The 16,089-nt window shown below is 34.2% G+C and carries 13 protein-coding genes; 5 read left to right on the plus strand and 8 right to left on the minus strand.

From position 1 onward, the window contains the following. The first annotated feature begins 17 nt into the window (after nt 1–17). Complete coding sequence (locus H628_RS0102530) at nt 18–1,529, plus strand: ClC family H(+)/Cl(-) exchange transporter (protein ID WP_027825051.1); 1,512 nt, start codon at nt 18–20, stop codon at nt 1,527–1,529. A 41-nt stretch (nt 1,530–1,570) separates the two neighbouring features. Here the strand turns inward: H628_RS0102530 and H628_RS0102535 are convergent, their stop codons facing one another. Both H628_RS0102535 and H628_RS0102540 read right to left on the minus strand, forming a co-directional pair. Further along, nucleotides 1,571–2,881 carry an NCS2 family permease gene (locus H628_RS0102535; RefSeq protein WP_027825052.1) on the minus strand — a complete coding sequence of 437 codons (1,311 nt, stop codon included), beginning with the start codon at nt 2,879–2,881 and terminating at the stop codon, nt 1,571–1,573. 99 nt (nt 2,882–2,980) lie between these two features. Further along, the gene (locus H628_RS0102540; RefSeq protein WP_027825053.1) at nt 2,981–4,288 is read right to left on the minus strand and encodes an NCS2 family permease; all 1,308 of its coding nucleotides are present in this window, start codon (nt 4,286–4,288) and stop codon (nt 2,981–2,983) included. A 221-nt stretch (nt 4,289–4,509) separates the two neighbouring features. Here H628_RS0102540 and H628_RS0102545 point away from each other — a divergent pair, with 221 nt between their 5' ends. From H628_RS0102545 to H628_RS0102560, 3 genes are all read left to right on the plus strand, one after another. Continuing rightward, nucleotides 4,510–5,730: a lactate oxidase gene (locus tag H628_RS0102545; protein WP_027825054.1), complete on the plus strand. Its 1,221-nt coding sequence runs from the start codon at nt 4,510–4,512 to the stop codon at nt 5,728–5,730. 672 nt (nt 5,731–6,402) lie between these two features. Next, entirely contained in the window at nt 6,403–8,646 is a 2,244-nt protein-coding gene (locus tag H628_RS0102555; protein ID WP_236692246.1) for a class III lanthionine synthetase LanKC N-terminal domain-containing protein, read from the plus strand. Continuing rightward, a complete protein-coding gene (locus H628_RS0102560) occupies nt 8,634–10,220 on the plus strand; it encodes an ATP-binding cassette domain-containing protein (protein ID WP_027825056.1) in 1,587 nt (528 codons plus the stop codon). The genes H628_RS0102555 and H628_RS0102560 overlap by 13 nt, the downstream gene beginning before the upstream one ends. A 39-nt stretch (nt 10,221–10,259) precedes the next feature. Here the strand turns inward: H628_RS0102560 and abc-f are convergent, their stop codons facing one another. After that, the gene (abc-f, locus tag H628_RS0102565) at nt 10,260–11,756 is read right to left on the minus strand and encodes a ribosomal protection-like ABC-F family protein (protein WP_027825057.1); all 1,497 of its coding nucleotides are present in this window, start codon (nt 11,754–11,756) and stop codon (nt 10,260–10,262) included. Nucleotides 11,757–11,895: 139 nt separating this feature from the next. Here abc-f and H628_RS0102570 point away from each other — a divergent pair, with 139 nt between their 5' ends. Then, a complete protein-coding gene (locus H628_RS0102570; RefSeq protein ID WP_027825058.1) occupies nt 11,896–13,122 on the plus strand; it encodes an MFS transporter in 1,227 nt (408 codons plus the stop codon). Nucleotides 13,123–13,172: 50 nt separating this feature from the next. Here H628_RS0102570 and H628_RS0102575 read toward each other — a convergent pair whose 3' ends face one another. The 5 genes from H628_RS0102575 to H628_RS0102595 form a co-directional block, all read right to left on the minus strand. Then, nucleotides 13,173–13,844 (minus strand): deoxynucleoside kinase, encoded by a 672-nt coding sequence (locus H628_RS0102575; RefSeq protein ID WP_027825059.1) that lies wholly within the window; start codon nt 13,842–13,844, stop codon nt 13,173–13,175. Between the two features lie 18 nt (nt 13,845–13,862). Further along, nucleotides 13,863–14,516 carry a deoxynucleoside kinase gene (locus tag H628_RS0102580; RefSeq protein WP_027825060.1) on the minus strand — a complete coding sequence of 218 codons (654 nt, stop codon included), beginning with the start codon at nt 14,514–14,516 and terminating at the stop codon, nt 13,863–13,865. 163 nt (nt 14,517–14,679) lie between these two features. Further along, nucleotides 14,680–15,399: a glucosamine-6-phosphate deaminase gene (nagB, locus tag H628_RS0102585; RefSeq protein ID WP_027825061.1), complete on the minus strand. Its 720-nt coding sequence runs from the start codon at nt 15,397–15,399 to the stop codon at nt 14,680–14,682. Between the two features lie 99 nt (nt 15,400–15,498). Then, on the minus strand, nt 15,499–15,765 hold the full coding sequence (locus tag H628_RS07875; RefSeq protein ID WP_027825062.1) for a Txe/YoeB family addiction module toxin: 267 nt from the start codon (nt 15,763–15,765) through the stop codon (nt 15,499–15,501). Further along, nucleotides 15,758–16,036, minus strand: coding sequence for a type II toxin-antitoxin system Phd/YefM family antitoxin (locus tag H628_RS0102595; RefSeq protein ID WP_236692247.1), 279 nt, complete (start codon nt 16,034–16,036; stop codon nt 15,758–15,760). The genes H628_RS07875 and H628_RS0102595 overlap by 8 nt, the downstream gene beginning before the upstream one ends. Between the last annotated feature and the right edge of the window lie 53 nt (nt 16,037–16,089).

The raw sequence follows: 16,089 nt of genomic DNA on the forward strand, positions 1-16,089 counted from the left end.
TTTTGGAGAGAAGATAGATGGATAAACAAAAGATAATTAATTTAAAGTTGATGGCCATCTCCTTAGTAGTTGGTATTGTAGCAGGGTTAGTAGTTGGGGCCTTTCGCTTTGCAATTGGTCAAATGCAAACGTTCTGGCTGACGATTTTTAAGGCTGCTCACGCTGAGTTATGGCTCTTAGGTGTAATTCTCCTGGGCTTTATTATTATCGGCTTGGTTGCCGGCTATTTGGTTAAGCAAGAGCCTCATGCAGGTGGTAGTGGTATTCCAGAAGTTGAACTGCAACTGCAAGGAAAACTACATCTGAATTGGTGGTCAATTCTCTGGCGTAAGTTTCTTGGTGGCGTTTTAGCAATTGGAAGTGGCTTATTCTTAGGGAGAGAAGGTCCTTCAATTCAACTAGGTGCTGCAATTGGCCAAGGTTTTGGTTCAAAAACTAGTCAAACTAATCGCCGAGTTTTAATTGCTACTGGTGCCGCTAGCGGGTTAAGTGCAGCCTTTGGTGCACCACTTGGTGGGACGATGTTTGTCTTAGAAGAAGTCTTTCATAACTTTTCACCAAGAGTTTGGCTTAATTCCTTAACTGGAGCTTTAGCGGCTAATTTCTTAGTCAGCAACCTCTTTGGCCAAAAGCCAGTCTTAGCCATTCCGTATAATCATCCCTTTGATGTGCATCTTTATGGCCACTTGATTATTTTAGGTATTATCTTAGGATTAGTTGCTCGTTTTTACCAATGGGGCCTTCTTAATGGTAAAAAGATTTATGATAAGTTAACTTTTATTCCTAGATTTATGCATGGCTTAATTCCTTTGTTTTTGTTAATTCCAATTGCCTTTATCATGCCGCAAATAATTGGTGGGGGTAATGAATTAATTTTGAGTTGGCATTCAATTAATGCAATTAAGCTCTTAAGTATAATTTTCATTGTTAGAATTATCTTTTCGATTATCTCTTATGACTCAGGTTTGCCAGGGGGCATCTTTTTACCGATTCTGACCATGGGAGCGATTTTAGGTGAACTTTATGGCTTGATTATGGTTAGATTGGGGATGCTACCAGAGGGCTTGGTTGTTAACTTGGTAATTTTCTCCATGGCCGGTTTATTTAGTGGAATTGTCCGCTCACCTTTTACTGCGATTTTATTAATTACTGAAATGGTAGGGTCACTACTTCATTTGATGCCACTAGCTGTTTTGGCTTTAGTAGCTTATTTAGTTAATGACTTACTTGGCGGAAAGCCAATTTATGAAAGTCTAGCTGATCGGATGGAAACAGCAAATCTTGAAGTATATGCCGACAACGTCGATGAATTGACAGTAACTATTTTTGAAGAGAGTAAGTTAGCTGATAAAGAAGTAAAAGAAATTAAATGGCCGGAAAAGACCTTGGTGAAGTTAATTCATCGAGGAGCTCATGATATTATTCCATTTGGAAAGACTAAGCTTTTAGCTGGTGACTTAGTTGTTTTAGAAGTCGACAGCAAATGTCGAAGCAAGGTCTATGACCAAATAAAAGCAATGCAGAAATAAAAAAAGAAGTAGTTTCACGTGAAACTACTTCTTTTTGTTTGCTAAATATTAATAATCCAAAGATAAATAATGAAGATGAAGAATAGCCCGTACATGATTGGTGATACTTCTTTACCACGCTTTGAAGCAAGCATGGTAATTGGATAAGTAATCATCCCCAAGGCTAAACCATCTGAAATTGAGTAAGTAAGTGGCATCCCCAAAACTACTAAGAAAGCAGGTAAGGCTACTTCGAACTTGCCCCAGTTAATCTTAGCAAGGTTGCTTGCCATTAAGACTCCAACAATAATTAAAGCTGGAGCAGTAACAGTAGTAGGAATAACAGTTAATAATGGGCTGAAGAACATGGCAATTAAGAACCAAACTCCAACTAAAACAGCGGTTAAACCAGTCTTACCACCCATGGCAATGCCTGAACTTGATTCAACTACAGTACCAAGAGGTGAAACCCCAAAGACTGAACTGATAATCATCCCAATTGAGTCACTCATTAAAGCTTTCCCAATGCGAGGAATCTTACCATCTTTATCAGTTAAGCCAGCTTGTTGAGTCATCCCAATTAAAGTACCAGCAGTATCAAAGAATGTTACAAGTAAGAAGGTAATTACAACAATGCCCATTTGAACGGTATTAACATTACCCAAGTGTGTAACAGCTTGACCGAAACTTGGTGCAATTGAAGGTGGGGTAGAAATAAATTCTTTTGGTAAAGGAATTTGACCAATTAAAATGCCAAAGATAGCAGTTAAAACCATCCCGATAAAGATTGAACCCGGTACTCCTAAACACATTAAGACGATAGTAACAATTAAACCAAAGACAGCAATCCAAATTGCTGGGTTATTGAATGAGCCTAAGCCAACTAATGATGAATCTGAATTAACGATAATTTTCCCATTTTGTAAGCCGATAAAGGCGATGAAAATTCCAATCCCTGCACTGATGGCATATTTTAAATCTTGCGGAATCGCGTTAATTACAATTTCTCTTAATTTAAAGATGGTAATTAAGACGAATAAAATCGATGCGACTAAAACGCCAGCTAGGGCAGTAGCCCAGTTAATCTTCATTCCTTGGCAAACAGTGTAAGCAAAAAATGAGGCACTACCAAGAGTTGGTGCAAGGGCAATTGGATAGTTAGCTAAAACTCCCATTACCATGGAACCTAATGCACTAGCTAATACTAAGGCGGTAAAGACTGTACCCTTACCTAGTCCACTAGCTGATAAAATATTAGGAACAACAAAGAGCATATAACTCAAACTAACAAAGGTAGTTAAACTAGCAACAACTTCACGTTTGAGTGAGCTACCTTGCTCAGTTACTTTGAAAAAATCATCTATGTTTTTCACTTTTATCCTCCATAAAAAATATTATATCTAGCATAACTCAATTCTAAGAAAAATAAAATAGCCTTGAAATCAAGGCTATTTTGGAGATAGATATAGTAATTAAACATTCAATACCCATAAGAAGATAATGAAGATTACGAATAAGACCCACATCATTGGGCTAATTTCTTTACCACGCTTAGCAGCAATCATGGTGATTGGGTAAGTAATCATTCCCCATGAAAGGCCGTCTGAAATTGAGTAAGTAAGTGGCATTCCGATTACAATCAAGAAAGCAGGAACGGCAATTTCAAGTTTGGTCCAGTCAACTTTAGCTAAGTTTTGTGCCATTAAGACCCCAACAATAATCAAGGCTGGAGCAGTAACTTGAGTAGTGATTACGCTAAGTAATGGACTGAAAATCATTGAAATTAAGAAGAAAATTCCGACAAAGACAGCTGTTAAACCACTCTTACCACCAACGGCAATACCGGCACTTGATTCAACATAAGCACCAACTGGTGAAGTACCTAAAATTGATCCTGCCATCATAGCAGTTGAGTCAGCAGCGAGTGCGCGACCAACACGTGGCATCTTGTTGTCCTTCATTAAACCAGCTTGACTAGCTAATCCAATTAAAGTACCAGTGGTATCAAAGAAGGTAACTAATAAGAAAGTTAAGACAATTACCCACATTTGCATTGTATTGATATCACCAATGTGCTTAAATGCTTGACCAAAAGTTGGTGCAATACTTGGAGCTGATGAAACAATGGCTGAAGGTAATTTGATTTGGCCAATTAAAATGCCAAAGACAGCAGATAAAACCATTCCGATAAAAATCGCCCCAGGAACGCCCATAATCATTAAGATGATAGTGACTAGCAAGCCAAAAATTGCAATCCAAACTAGTGGATTCTTTAATGAACCAACAGTAACAAAAGTAGACTTGCTTGCTTGAACTAACCCACCATTTTCTAGGCCAAGAAAGGCAATGAAGATTCCGATTCCGGCACTAATGGCATGCTTTAAGTCACTAGGAATTGCATCAATGATTTTTTCTCTTAACTTGAACATGGTAATTAAGATAAAGATAAATGAAGCTACAAAAACCGCAGCTAAGGCAGTTTGCCACTTAACATGCATGGTTAAGACAGCAGTGTAAGCAAAGAAGGCATTAATTCCAAGTGCTGGAGCAGTCGCAATAGGGTAATTAGCAAAAATCCCCATAACAAAGCAACCCAGTGCGCTAGCTAAAGCAGTTGCGGTAAAGACAGCGCCCTTATCCATTCCACTAGCCCCTAAAACATTAGGGTTAACGAATAAAATGTAGGACATACTTACAAAAGTAGTAAGTCCAGCTAAAAATTCGATTTTGATATTAGTACCCAACTTTTTTAAGTCAAAGTACTTGGCAATTGTTTCCATTCTTTATCTCCTCAGTAGTAAAAATTCGACTATTAAGGTAAAATACCTAACTATTTAACTTTACCATCCCGCTTTTTATTTGTAAACACGAATATTATCAAAAGAAACGGTTTTAATCTAAATTTTTGAATAATCGGTGCTAGCTTTTTAATTGAAAGCGTTTCCTGTTAAGAATATAATAGAAGTGATAATATATCAGATTAATTAAAGGAGTCAGAAATATGACTGTATTTTATAAAGGCTTTCCACAAAGTGACCGTAATCAAGCCATTAAGATGGTAAATGTAGATGAACTTGAGGAACGTGTAAAAAAGGTAATGCCTGAAGCAGCTTACTACTATATTGCTTCTGGTTCAGAAAATGAATGGACCTGGAGAAACAATACTGCAGCTTTCAACCATTTCCAGATTATCCCACGTTCTTTGACTGACATGGACAACCCTTCAACTGATACTAAGTTTATGGGGATGGACCTAAAGACTCCAGTTATGATTTGTCCAATTGCTTGTCACGGAATTGCACATAAGGATGCCGAAGTAGCAACCGCAGAAGGTGCTAAGGCTGCAGGTGCATTATTTAGTTCAAGTACTTATGCTAATAGAAGTGTGGAAGATATCGCAGGTGCAACTGGTGACTCACCTAAGTTCTTCCAATTATACTTAAGTAAGGATTGGGACTTTAACAAGATGGTACTTGATGCCGTTAAGGCAGCTGGCTACAAGGGCATTATGTTAACAGTTGATGCCCTTGTATCAGGCTATCGTGAAGCTAACTTGAGAACTAACTTCACTTACCCAGTGCCATTAGACTTCTTCACTCGTTATGGTAAGGGTGAAGGGATGAGTGTAGCTCAAATGTATGCTAACTCAGCTCAAAAGATTGGTCCTAAAGACGTTGAAAAGATTAAGGAATTGTCTGACTTACCTGTCTTTGTTAAGGGAATTATGAACGCAGAAGATGCTTACTTAGCAATGGGTGCGGGTGCCGATGGGATTGTTGTCTCTAACCACGGTGGTCGTGAAATTGATACCGCTCCAGCAACAATTGACATGCTTCCAGAAATTGCAGCTGCAGTTAACGGCAGAGTTCCAATCATCCTTGATTCTGGTGTTCGTCGTGGTTCTCACGTCTTTAAAGCTTTAGCTTTAGGTGCTGACTTAGTTGGAATTGGTCGTCCATTCTTATACGGCTTAGCACTTGGCGGTGCGAAGGGCGTTGAAAGTGTAATTAACCAAATCAATAACGAATTTAAGATTTTGATGCAATTAACTGGTTGCAAGACTGTTGAAGATGTTAAGCATGCAGATATTCGACAAATTAATTATACTGCTGACAACTTACCTTCAAACACTGATCCAGCTGTCAGAAAACCATATCCTGTAACTAAGGATAACCAATTAGAAGGTACACAAGACGCTGTTAGTGGCGCTTCAAAACACTAATAAAAACTAAAATTTAAGCAATAAACAACTCAAACAAACTATCTACTTAAAGAGCTTTACATGTTATGTGTAAGGCTCTTTTTGTTTACTTAAATTTTATTGTTGTTTTTATTAGTGTAATTGTTTTTTTGAATCAGCGATAAAAGGTATTTAACTAGACAATCAGACTTAATTTTTTTAGCTTGGTGTCAAATGTTCACATTCTTCGAGATAGCTACAAATTGAAAGATAAAACTACCTTTTTTATACGAATTCCTGCATTTGAATACTATACGGTATAGTATCTTATCTCTGTTTAAAAGTTTACGAAAAAAATAGTGAATTAATTATCTTGTTAGATAATTAATTCACTATTTGGTCTAGAGGGTAAAAAAGCAATGCTATTAAATTTACCTAAGCTAGCTTAACTTAAATATACAAATGATATTTACTAAAAATAAACTAATCCTTCATTTTGCACTTCCATGTAAAATTGGTAAAGTCCACTTTTGTGTCTTTGTCCTTTTCGGTTTGGGCACAAAGCTTTTGCAATTTGAGCATTTCTTCCATACATATCATCTCCTTTTTTGGATTTAGCTTAACTATAAATGATTTTATTATTAACGTCAACATATTTTTTAAATAATTCCCAACAAAATAAAAAAGTGTGATAAAATAATTAGCAAATAAAAAATGCTTAAAGAAGGTGTAAAAATGAGGGGACCTTGTGATATTTTACCTAAAAGTTTTGATGATGAAGATAAAAAATATTTTGGTCTATCTTCAGACAATTATTACGCGCAATTTAATTTTGAAGACAAAGAAGAAATACCTTTGCAAGGATTTAAAATCCATATTTCTGCAACAATTCATAATTATGAAGAGGTGATTAATCATTGTTTTGAATTCTGCAAGAATCAGAAAATTAATTTTAAATATATTGCAAAGAGAAAAGAAATTGAAAAGAATTTAAACGGTTTTGTTTGTTCATGGGCAATTGGAAAGGTAATTACTATTTATCCTACTACTCATAGGTTTAAAAATATTCTGCTAAGTTTACATAATAATGATTTTTTCAAAAGACAACAGGGCGTTACAATTTTTTCTGATAGAAGATATAAGGACTCAGAATTAATTTTTTACAGATTTGGTAGACTGATTGGACCAGGAAAAGAAATCGTTAATCCTGTTACAAAGAAAATTGAATATTATGATTATGATAGCCCTACTTATAAAATACCTAGTTGGATAGAAGAACCATTTCCTAATAATATTGATGATTTACGGCAAGCTACTAAATTTTACAAAGAATATATTCCAATTGCTGCAGTTAATCACAAAGGATCAGGGGCTACATTTATAGCTAAACAAGCAAAAGAGGAAAGAGAAATTATATTAAAAAATGCTCACCCAAATTTCTTTTGTGAGAATATATCTATAATTAACCTTTTGAAACGTGAAAAGGAAAACTTAATAAGTCTTTCGGACTTAGATTTTATCCCTAAATATGTTGATGATTTTTTTGAAAATAAAGATTACTTCTTGTGTGAAGAAAAAATGGAAGGGATAGTTGCTAGTGAATTAAGATCGCTAGAAAGATTTGATTTCTTAAATTCTAAAAAAAGACAGGATACTTTAAGATTTTATCGCTTGTTAATTCTCGATTTGCTTAGAAAGGTTGATTTACTTCATAAAAGGAAATTTTTTATTGGAGATATTTCAGATAATAATTTAATAATTAATCTTAAGTCTGGAAGGGTTTCATTTATAGATCTTGCGCAAAGTAAATATATAAATAAAAGGGAACCAGATGATAAAGTGTTCTTTAGAACTATGGGTTATTATGATAAAAGAATTGATGATTTATCATTATTGGATCAAGATAAAGCACAATTAGTCTATCTATTAATATCTTTATTTTCGAGAGCAAACATGTTTTTAAAGCTTGACAATAGTGGAAAAACCACAATTAAATTCTTTAAAAAATACAGTAATTTTTATAAAATTCCGCAAGCATTTGTTACTTTGATTTTTAAGCTGTATCGTAATCCAACTCAAAGCTTAAAACCATTGATAAATGAGCTAGAAAATGCTGATTTAAGTATTGAATATCATTTTGAGGAAAAATATGATATTCAAAAAATAGAAAGAAACTTAAAGCAGACAATTTTTATTAATCAATTGAAATTAAAAAGGGCAAAAGAATCTTATAGTAAGAAAGGAAACGATAGCAAAGATTTATTTATTAGTACTTTAGAATATGGAAGCTATGAAATAACTGAGAAATTAAAGAAGAAGATTTACGATGAATGGAGGATTAACAAAATAAAGATGGAGGGGGCTGTAAAGCAATATTCTGACTTGAAATCCGACGATGTAATCGCTACGTTATTTTGCATGATTGTTTATATTAAACCTGAGTTAGTTGATATACAAGAGTACTTGAAGAGTGTGTTTAATAAGTTTCTAGTTGTTTCTGGTAAAGGATATTATTTAAAGCTAACGGAAGGTAGTTCACAAGTTTCACCATATTTATCTAATGGATCTGCTGGATTGCTATTATGTCTGTTAGAAATAAGGCAAGGGTATAATACAGAATTATATGATAATTTAATTTTGAAGCTTGTAAAAACTTTGAAAAGTAGTGAGATACCTCAAAGAGGCTCAGTTGTCAATGGATTGGCAGGTATTGTTATAGCAATCTCTAAATATAAAATGATTTTTAGAGATACAGCTGTAGATAGTCGTATACGGGAACTAGTCGATATAATTCCATATTATTTATATAAAAAGGATAAATTACTTTACTTGATTGATGATACGTTTGGAGATGTTTCTGTAAAATTTAAAGATGGAAATAAAGGGATTGTAAAAATAATAAGTGATTTGAAGAAAAATAATTTTTTTAATCAGGAGGAGAATCAATGTCGTTTTTAAAGCTGCTCAAAACCAACTGGCTAAGAGCAATTAGTTTTATTGTCTTGGCAATTGCATCAGCGAGTCTAGTTGCTCTGGGAAATTCATATTTAACTAGTCTGGGTAACTCGTTATTAAAGTATAATGTTAACATTTTTATAACTTATATTTTAATTTTCTTCCTTGTAGGAACTTTGGGAGAAATATTGGGTTTTATCGCAACATATTTGTTCAATAAGCAAGTTCAAGCCTATCTCCATCAGATTAGGGCTAAAATAGTTAATAAGTTGTTTGGGCAAAAAGAAATTACCAAACCAACAGATGTTCAAAACTCACTAACTAATGATTTGAATATGATGAACGATAACTTTTTAACGCCGATTTATCAAATTATCAGTTCAATTTTTAATATTGTATTTTCAATTGCCATTGTCTTTACTTATAGCTGGATTTTAGTGGTTTTAATTTTAATCTTGGCAGTAGCAATGTTTGTCTTGCCACAACTTATCTCAAAGCCGCTTGAAAAAGCGACAGTTGCTGTTTCTGAAAATAATAAAGAATATCTTGATACAATCGAAAAGTGGTTTAAAGGTATTGCAATTTTGAAGCGTTATAACGTTAAAGCAAAATTATTTCAGGTCTTAGCTAAGAGTTCTGATAAGTTGGAAAAAGCAAACGTTAATCGCTCAAAAAAGGTTAGTCAAACCTCAATCTTTAATGACTTAGTTAATGGTTCAGCCCAAGTATTAATTATCTTTACAGCTGGATTATTGGTAGTAACTAAGAATATGCCATTTGGTGCCTTTTTTAGTATCGGTAACTTTTCTGGAGTAATTTTTACGGGGTTGTTTACTATTGTTAGTCAGATTACTTTGATTCAATCTAGTAAGCAATTGAACCAAAAAATTACTGCTAATATGACAGTAGAAGATACTGAACTTGCTAGTGATAGTTTGGATAATTTTGCGACTGTTTCTGGCCAAGATTTAACCCTTAACTTCCCTAATGGTGAGCAGTTACGTTTCCCAGATTTTGAAGTTAAACAAGGTGAAAAGGTTCTTTTAACGGGTGAAAGTGGAGCCGGGAAGTCAACACTGTTTAAGTTAATTTTAGATGAACTAACGCCAAGTAGCGGAAAAATTATCTTCAAAGACAAAAATGGTAAGCTTCTCAAGCCTAACTTGAATCAAATTGGTTATATTCCGCAAGATCCAGTCTTATTCCCTGGAACAATTCAAGAAAATATCACACTCTTTAATGATTCTTTGAATGAAAAAGCAAAAGCTTGGGCTGACAAGGTTCAATTAGGAACTGATTTAACCAAGTTCCCTCAAGGGATTAAGACTATGGCTGATTTAGATAAAGATAATTTATCAGGTGGGCAAAGACAGAAGGTAGTCTTGGCCCGGACCCAAGTTTATGAAAGTAAGTTAGTCTTAATTGATGAAGGGACTAGTGCAATTGATTCTAAGAATACGCAAATTATTTTGCAGAATTTATTGCAAAGTCCCGCTACTGTCATCTTTATTGCCCATAATTTAACTCCTGAAATGCATAAGTTATTCGACCGAGAATTGAAGTTGACTAAGGCATAAAAAATAGCATCCATGTGGATGCTATTTTTGTTTGGCAAACTAACTAGTTAACTCTATCTTTCTCTCAGCTACTTGCTCAATGAAATATTTATCATGCTCAACTAGAATCATAGCAGGTTTAGTTTGCTTTAGCAGCTTAATTAATTGATCCTGATTAAAAACATCTAGATAATTTGCGGGTTCATCCCATAAGTAAAAGTCAGCGTCTTCAACTAATGATTTTGCCAACGCGACTCTTTTTTGCTGGCCCATGCTCATATCTTCAATTTTTAAGGTAAAGTCAGCTCGCGGAAAGCCCATTTTTTTCAAATTATTCAGCAAATCAGAATATGTAATGTGTTCTTTTTCAGAAAACTCCTTTAAGGTGCCAGTATATGTTGAAAAAGTCTGTGGCAAGTAGGAAATTTTTAACCCATTTGCTAGTATCATTTTGCCACTAGCTTCAGCCTTAGACTTATTCAGAATAAATTTTAGTAGGGTAGATTTACCAGAACCATTTTTCCCTTCTAGGGCAACAATACCATGATTTTTAATGATTAAGTTTAAGTCTTGAAATAAAGGTTTATTATCAATTCTTAAACTTAAGTGTTGCAGTTCTAGGAGAGTTTGATGGTAATTAGGGCTAAAGTTCATTAATAATTCTGGTGCCTTTTCAATATTAGTTAAAAGGCCTTCTTTTTCAGTTATCTTTTTATTTACTCGTTGCTGCATAGTGATTGAGCGTTTCATTATTTTGGCAGCTTTATGACCATAAAAGCCCTTATTGATATCAGCGTGAATTTCATTTTTATGGGCAGCAGCAGTTTTGTTTTTCTCCGATTTTTCAGAAAAATTCTTAATTTGTCTAGCGCTCTTTTTGAGTGAAGCAATCTCGCTTTTTAGCTTAAGATTTTTTTCTTGATTATATTTGTCTCGCTTATCTTTAGTTGCTTCATAACTAGCATAATTACCTTGATATAAGTGAATTTCATTATTCTCAATTGCCAGCACGTGATTGCTGACTTCATTTAAGAAGTCACGATCGTGACTGACAATAATATACCCTTCTTTGTGCTTTTTCAGGTAGTTGGCAACTTGCCTTCTGTTAGCTACATCTAGGTGGTTAGTTGGTTCATCAATTAAGGCAAAAGAATTCTGGCTAACAAACGATAAAGCTAACAAAACCATCGTCTGCTCGCCACCACTTAAAGTATTAAATGGCTGCCAAAGTAAATCGGGATTAAGCTGCATTAAGTTTAGTTCGCGCTCTAATTGCCAAACTTCGAAGTTAACTTGATTCTGCAGTTCATATAAAACTAGATTGTCTGGATTAGCAATTTTGATAGGGAAGTAGGAAAAAGTTAGATTAGTTGAAATCTCGCCACTTCCTTTGAGTTTGCCTCGCAGTAGGTTCAGGAATGTTGTTTTTCCACGACCATTTCTACCAACTAAGCCTAGTTTCCAAGAACTATCTAAATTAAGATTTAAATTAGAAAAAATAACTTTATCGCTATTGTCATAGCTGAATGATAGATTGCTTATTTTAATAATACTCATTAAAACACCTCCAATAAAAGGCCGGCTAATGGGAATAAGTTATAAATATCTTAACATAATAAAAAAACTTGTAAAAGCTTAAATTAGGTATTAAAATCACATTTAAATATTATTTTTATTGAGTGGGAGGGCCATTTATTTGAGAAAAATCTACAAATTAACACTCAACGATTTTATCAGTACTGTAGCAATTCAAGCCTTTGATGTATATACAATCTGGTATATTGCTCAAGTTACTCAAGATCAACATTTAATTGCCTTATTTGGGAGTGTGGGCATTTTTAATATTATTTTGTCGCCAATTGGAGGAGCATACTCAGATTCATACTCAAAAGCTCGAATTATTCAAATAACTAGTTATTTAAAAACTTGCTTATTTGGCTTACTCTTAGTTTATTTATTAGTTAATCATCAAAAAGTTAGCTATAGCATTATTATTGTTTCGGCAGCTTTAAGCATTGTGAATGCCTTTTATACTCCTGCAATTGAATCAATTGTGCCTGAAATTTCTACTGATGAAAATGACTTATTTAAAAATAATACTTTTATTAGTATGGCAGGACAGATTGCCTCTCTAGCTGGAGCGGGAGTAGGAAGCTTACTGATTGTAGTTTTTTATCCCACTTTGAGTTATCTAGCTGTTTTTGGGATAACTTTAATTTCGGCAATTTTTGTGATTAAGCTCGGAGCTGCTAAGACTGAAAGTCACAAAAATCAACCTGTAAAACTATTGGCATTCAAACATATTTTTAAGGGCTTTAAAACTATCTGGAGTATTGATATTATCAAAATTCTATTTCCTTATGCTTGTTTAATGAACTTGAGCTATTGGCTTTATTACTACTTAATGCCAATATATTTGAGTAAAGAGTTTCCTACTTTTAAATTTGCCTATTCTTTACAAGAATTTACGATTGCCTTTGCGGCCTTTATTTGCGGGATATATCTAACTAAGTTTTCGAACTATATTGTTAAATATTCTAAGTTGTATGTACCTTTTCTTCTTGCTCAATCTATTGGAATTGTTTTGATGCCACTATTATTTATGATTACTAATAACGAAGTGGTGAAGTTAGCAATTTTGCTTGGAGCCTGGCTTTTATATGGAGTATTTAACTTCTTATCAAGTCTAATTTTTGTAACCAAAATCCAGCAATTAGTAGATGGCAGTAAACTAGGCACTACTTTTGGAATTATCTTTTCGATTTTTGGCGCATTAAGCCCAATTTCTGCTGGATTTAGTGGTTTAATAAAAGAAATTAATTCTATTACAGTATTTTTGGTCGGTAGTATTATGATATTAACAGTTGTTGTGATGCTACTTGATAAGCGAATTAAAAAGTTATTTATCACTAAAACTGAATAAATATAAAAAGCTGACATATCCTCAAAACAGAAGATATATCAGCTTTTAATTTAGTTATGACTAGGTACCCAATCTTCAGGTAACTTATCCATTTCTTTAAGCTTGGCAACAATCGTATCCAAGACTTCTTGACGATCTTTTTCACTTGCCATAAAGTCTAACTTATCACCGTCAATCTTAATCTTTGGTGAGTAGTCATAGTTTTCATACCAAGGTTCATAATAACTCAATAAACGCTTGTAGTAGTCTTCTAGCGTAGGATCATAGTCGAGCTGTTCGAACTCACGACCGCGTTTTTGAATTCGGTGAATCATTGTGTCGTAAGAAACATCAATGTGGACTAATAAGTCAGGATTTTTCTTAGGCATGTGCTTTAATTCCTTCATCATGGAATCAAGCAATTCATCGTAAGTGGCGATTTCTTCCTTGGTTGCACGACCGATATCGGCGTTCATATGGAAGAAGAGTGAATCTTCGTAGATTGAACGGTCTAAGACGTTATTATCATCGGTTAAAGCAGCCTTAATACTGTGAAAACGGGTATTTAAGAAGAAAATTTGTAATAAAAATGCATACTTCTTAGGATCCTTGTAGAAAAGTGGCAAAACAGGGTTATTATCAACACTTTCATAAAAAGGCTTAGTTCCTAAATACTTTGACAAAATGGTGGTTAAACTGGATTTACCGGCTCCAATAGGCCCGCTTAATACAATAACTGTCATCACATTCTCTCTTTTTAATTATATGTTTCCAAGTTCACGTAACTTGTCATCAATCAACTTCAAAACAGCCTCGCAATCAGCTTCGTTATCAACGAAGTTGTACTTGTCGCCATCGATAATCATCTTAGGTGATTCATCGTAGTTTTCGTACCAAGGTTCGTAGTAGTTGCGTAAGCGTTCATAATATTCCTTCAAGCTTGGGTCAGTTTCAAGCTGTTCGAAAGAGCGTCCCCGACGCTTGATGCGGTTAAGCATAGTATCAAGGGAAACGTTGATGTAGATTAATAAATCAGGCTTTTTGTGAGGATTGCCTGGAACATCTTCCATCATGTTATGAACGAGGTCATCGTAAATTTCGCATTCAGTTGGATCAGCAATCCCGCTGTCGGCGTTCATTTTGAAAAAGAGCGCATCTTCGTAGATTGATCGATCTAATACGACATTCTTATTACCAGTCGCAAGTGCCTCGTTAATTTGGGCTAAGCGCTTATTAAGTAGATAAGTATTAAGTAAGAAGGTGTAGCGTTTCATATCCTTGTAGTATAAAGGCAAAACAGGATTTTGAGAAACATCTTCATAAAATGCCTTAGCATCTAAGTGCTTGGCTAAAATGGTGGTTAAACTGGATTTACCGGCTCCAATGGGCCCGCTCAATACAATAACTGTCATCACGCTCTTTCTGTACATGAAAATTACTAGATATAGTTTACCTTTACTAGTTTAATTCAAGATATTGGGAGCTACAAGCCTTTTTTTAATTAAGTTGAAAACAAAAAAGTCAAGTAGAAAAACTTAATCTACTTGACTAAATTTGTTATTTAATTTTGAAATTAGTTTACTTTAAATATTTAGGATCTAAGTCTTGAACTGCAGCTTTATCACAAATAATTGTCACATCTGGGTGCTTTTGCAAAATTGATGCTGGCATTTCTTCAGTGACAGGACCTTCAACCATATGCTTGATTGCCCAACGCTTCTTTTCGCCAAATGCTAGTAAAACAATCTTCTTAGCTGACATAATTGACGCAATTCCCATGCAAATAGCTGACTTAGGTACTTCATCAATGCTATCAAAAAAGCGGGAGTTAGCTTCAATCGTGCTTTGCGTAAGCTTGACTTCGTGAGTGGTACTATCAAATGGAGTGCCTGGTTCGTTGAAGGCAATGTGACCGTTACGACCGATTCCTAAAAGTTGTAAGTCAATTGGATGTTCTTTAATTATTTGATCATAGCGGGCAACTTCACTAGCTGTATCACTTGCTAGACCATTAGGGAGGTAGGAGTGCTTAAATGGTTTTGCCTTAAAGAGGTGCTCGTTCATGAAGTAGTGGTAGCTTTGATCATTTTTAGGATCTAAGCCAACATATTCGTCTAAGTTAATACTGGTAAGATTTGAAAAGTTTAAATCACTATGAGCTAATTCTTGATATAGTTCAATGGGAGATGAGCCAGTTGCTAGACCTAAGACTTTAGCACCATTTTGAATTTCATTAGCAAAAATCTTGAAAGCTTGGGCTCCGCCGGTAATTTTATCTTTGGTAACAATAATTTTCATAATTAGGACTCCCTTCTTACTTTGGTATAGTCCATTATAAACCGGTATAGTCCAAAAGTCAAAAAAGAAGCTAGATTTTTCTAGCTTCTTTTTATTAATTTAATAGTGGAAACGTAATTGGATAATTTCTATTCGATCTTCAAAAACACAATAAACTAAACGATCTTTTTCGTTAATTCTGCGTGACCAGTATCCACTTAATTCATGTTGTAATGGTTCTGGATTCCCTAAACCTGAAAAAGGATTTCTAATTGTATCTGTAATTAAAGAATTGATTCTTTTTAATGTTTTTTTATCTTGCTTTTGCCAATACAAATATTCTTGCCAACTATCACCTTTGAATTCTATATTTAATCTTTTAGTCATTAGTTTGTACCAAATTATCCCATTCTTCGGGGCTTAAAATTTTGTTGCTATGCTTAGATGATAAGCCTCTTTGTAAAGCTTCTTTATTAGCCTTTGTAGATAACAAATAATTAGTTTCTTGCCATGAATTAAACTCTTTTTCGGATAGAAGGACAACATTTTTATTTTCAGGTCTAGTAATAAAAACAATATCATTATAGTCTGAAACATCATTAGCAATTTGCTTAAAATTCTTTCGTAAATCTCTGGCAGTTGTTGCTTTAATAGTCAAAATTATATACCTTCTTTCTAAAACAATCTTCAATAGAATTTTAACATGTGTAC

The sequence above is a fragment of the Lactobacillus psittaci DSM 15354 genome (assembly GCF_000425905.1).
GTDB lineage: Bacteria > Bacillota > Bacilli > Lactobacillales > Lactobacillaceae > Lactobacillus > Lactobacillus psittaci.

Bases quoted from the DNA above. Each gene is read 5' to 3' on its own strand.
- H628_RS0102530 (WP_027825051.1), top strand. From the start codon at position 18: ATGGATAAACAAAAGATAATTAATTTAAAGTTGATGGCCATCTCCTTA.
- H628_RS0102540 (WP_027825053.1), bottom strand. From the start codon at position 4,288: ATGGAAACAATTGCCAAGTACTTTGACTTAAAAAAGTTGGGTACTAAT.
- H628_RS0102545 (WP_027825054.1), top strand. From the start codon at position 4,510: ATGACTGTATTTTATAAAGGCTTTCCACAAAGTGACCGTAATCAAGCC.
- H628_RS0102555 (WP_236692246.1), top strand. From the start codon at position 6,403: ATGCTTAAAGAAGGTGTAAAAATGAGGGGACCTTGTGATATTTTACCT.
- H628_RS0102560 (WP_027825056.1), top strand. From the start codon at position 8,634: ATGTCGTTTTTAAAGCTGCTCAAAACCAACTGGCTAAGAGCAATTAGT.
- abc-f (WP_027825057.1), bottom strand. From the start codon at position 11,756: ATGAGTATTATTAAAATAAGCAATCTATCATTCAGCTATGACAATAGC.
- H628_RS0102575 (WP_027825059.1), bottom strand. From the start codon at position 13,844: ATGACAGTTATTGTATTAAGCGGGCCTATTGGAGCCGGTAAATCCAGT.
- nagB (WP_027825061.1), bottom strand. From the start codon at position 15,399: ATGAAAATTATTGTTACCAAAGATAAAATTACCGGCGGAGCCCAAGCT.
- H628_RS07875 (WP_027825062.1), bottom strand. From the start codon at position 15,765: ATGACTAAAAGATTAAATATAGAATTCAAAGGTGATAGTTGGCAAGAA.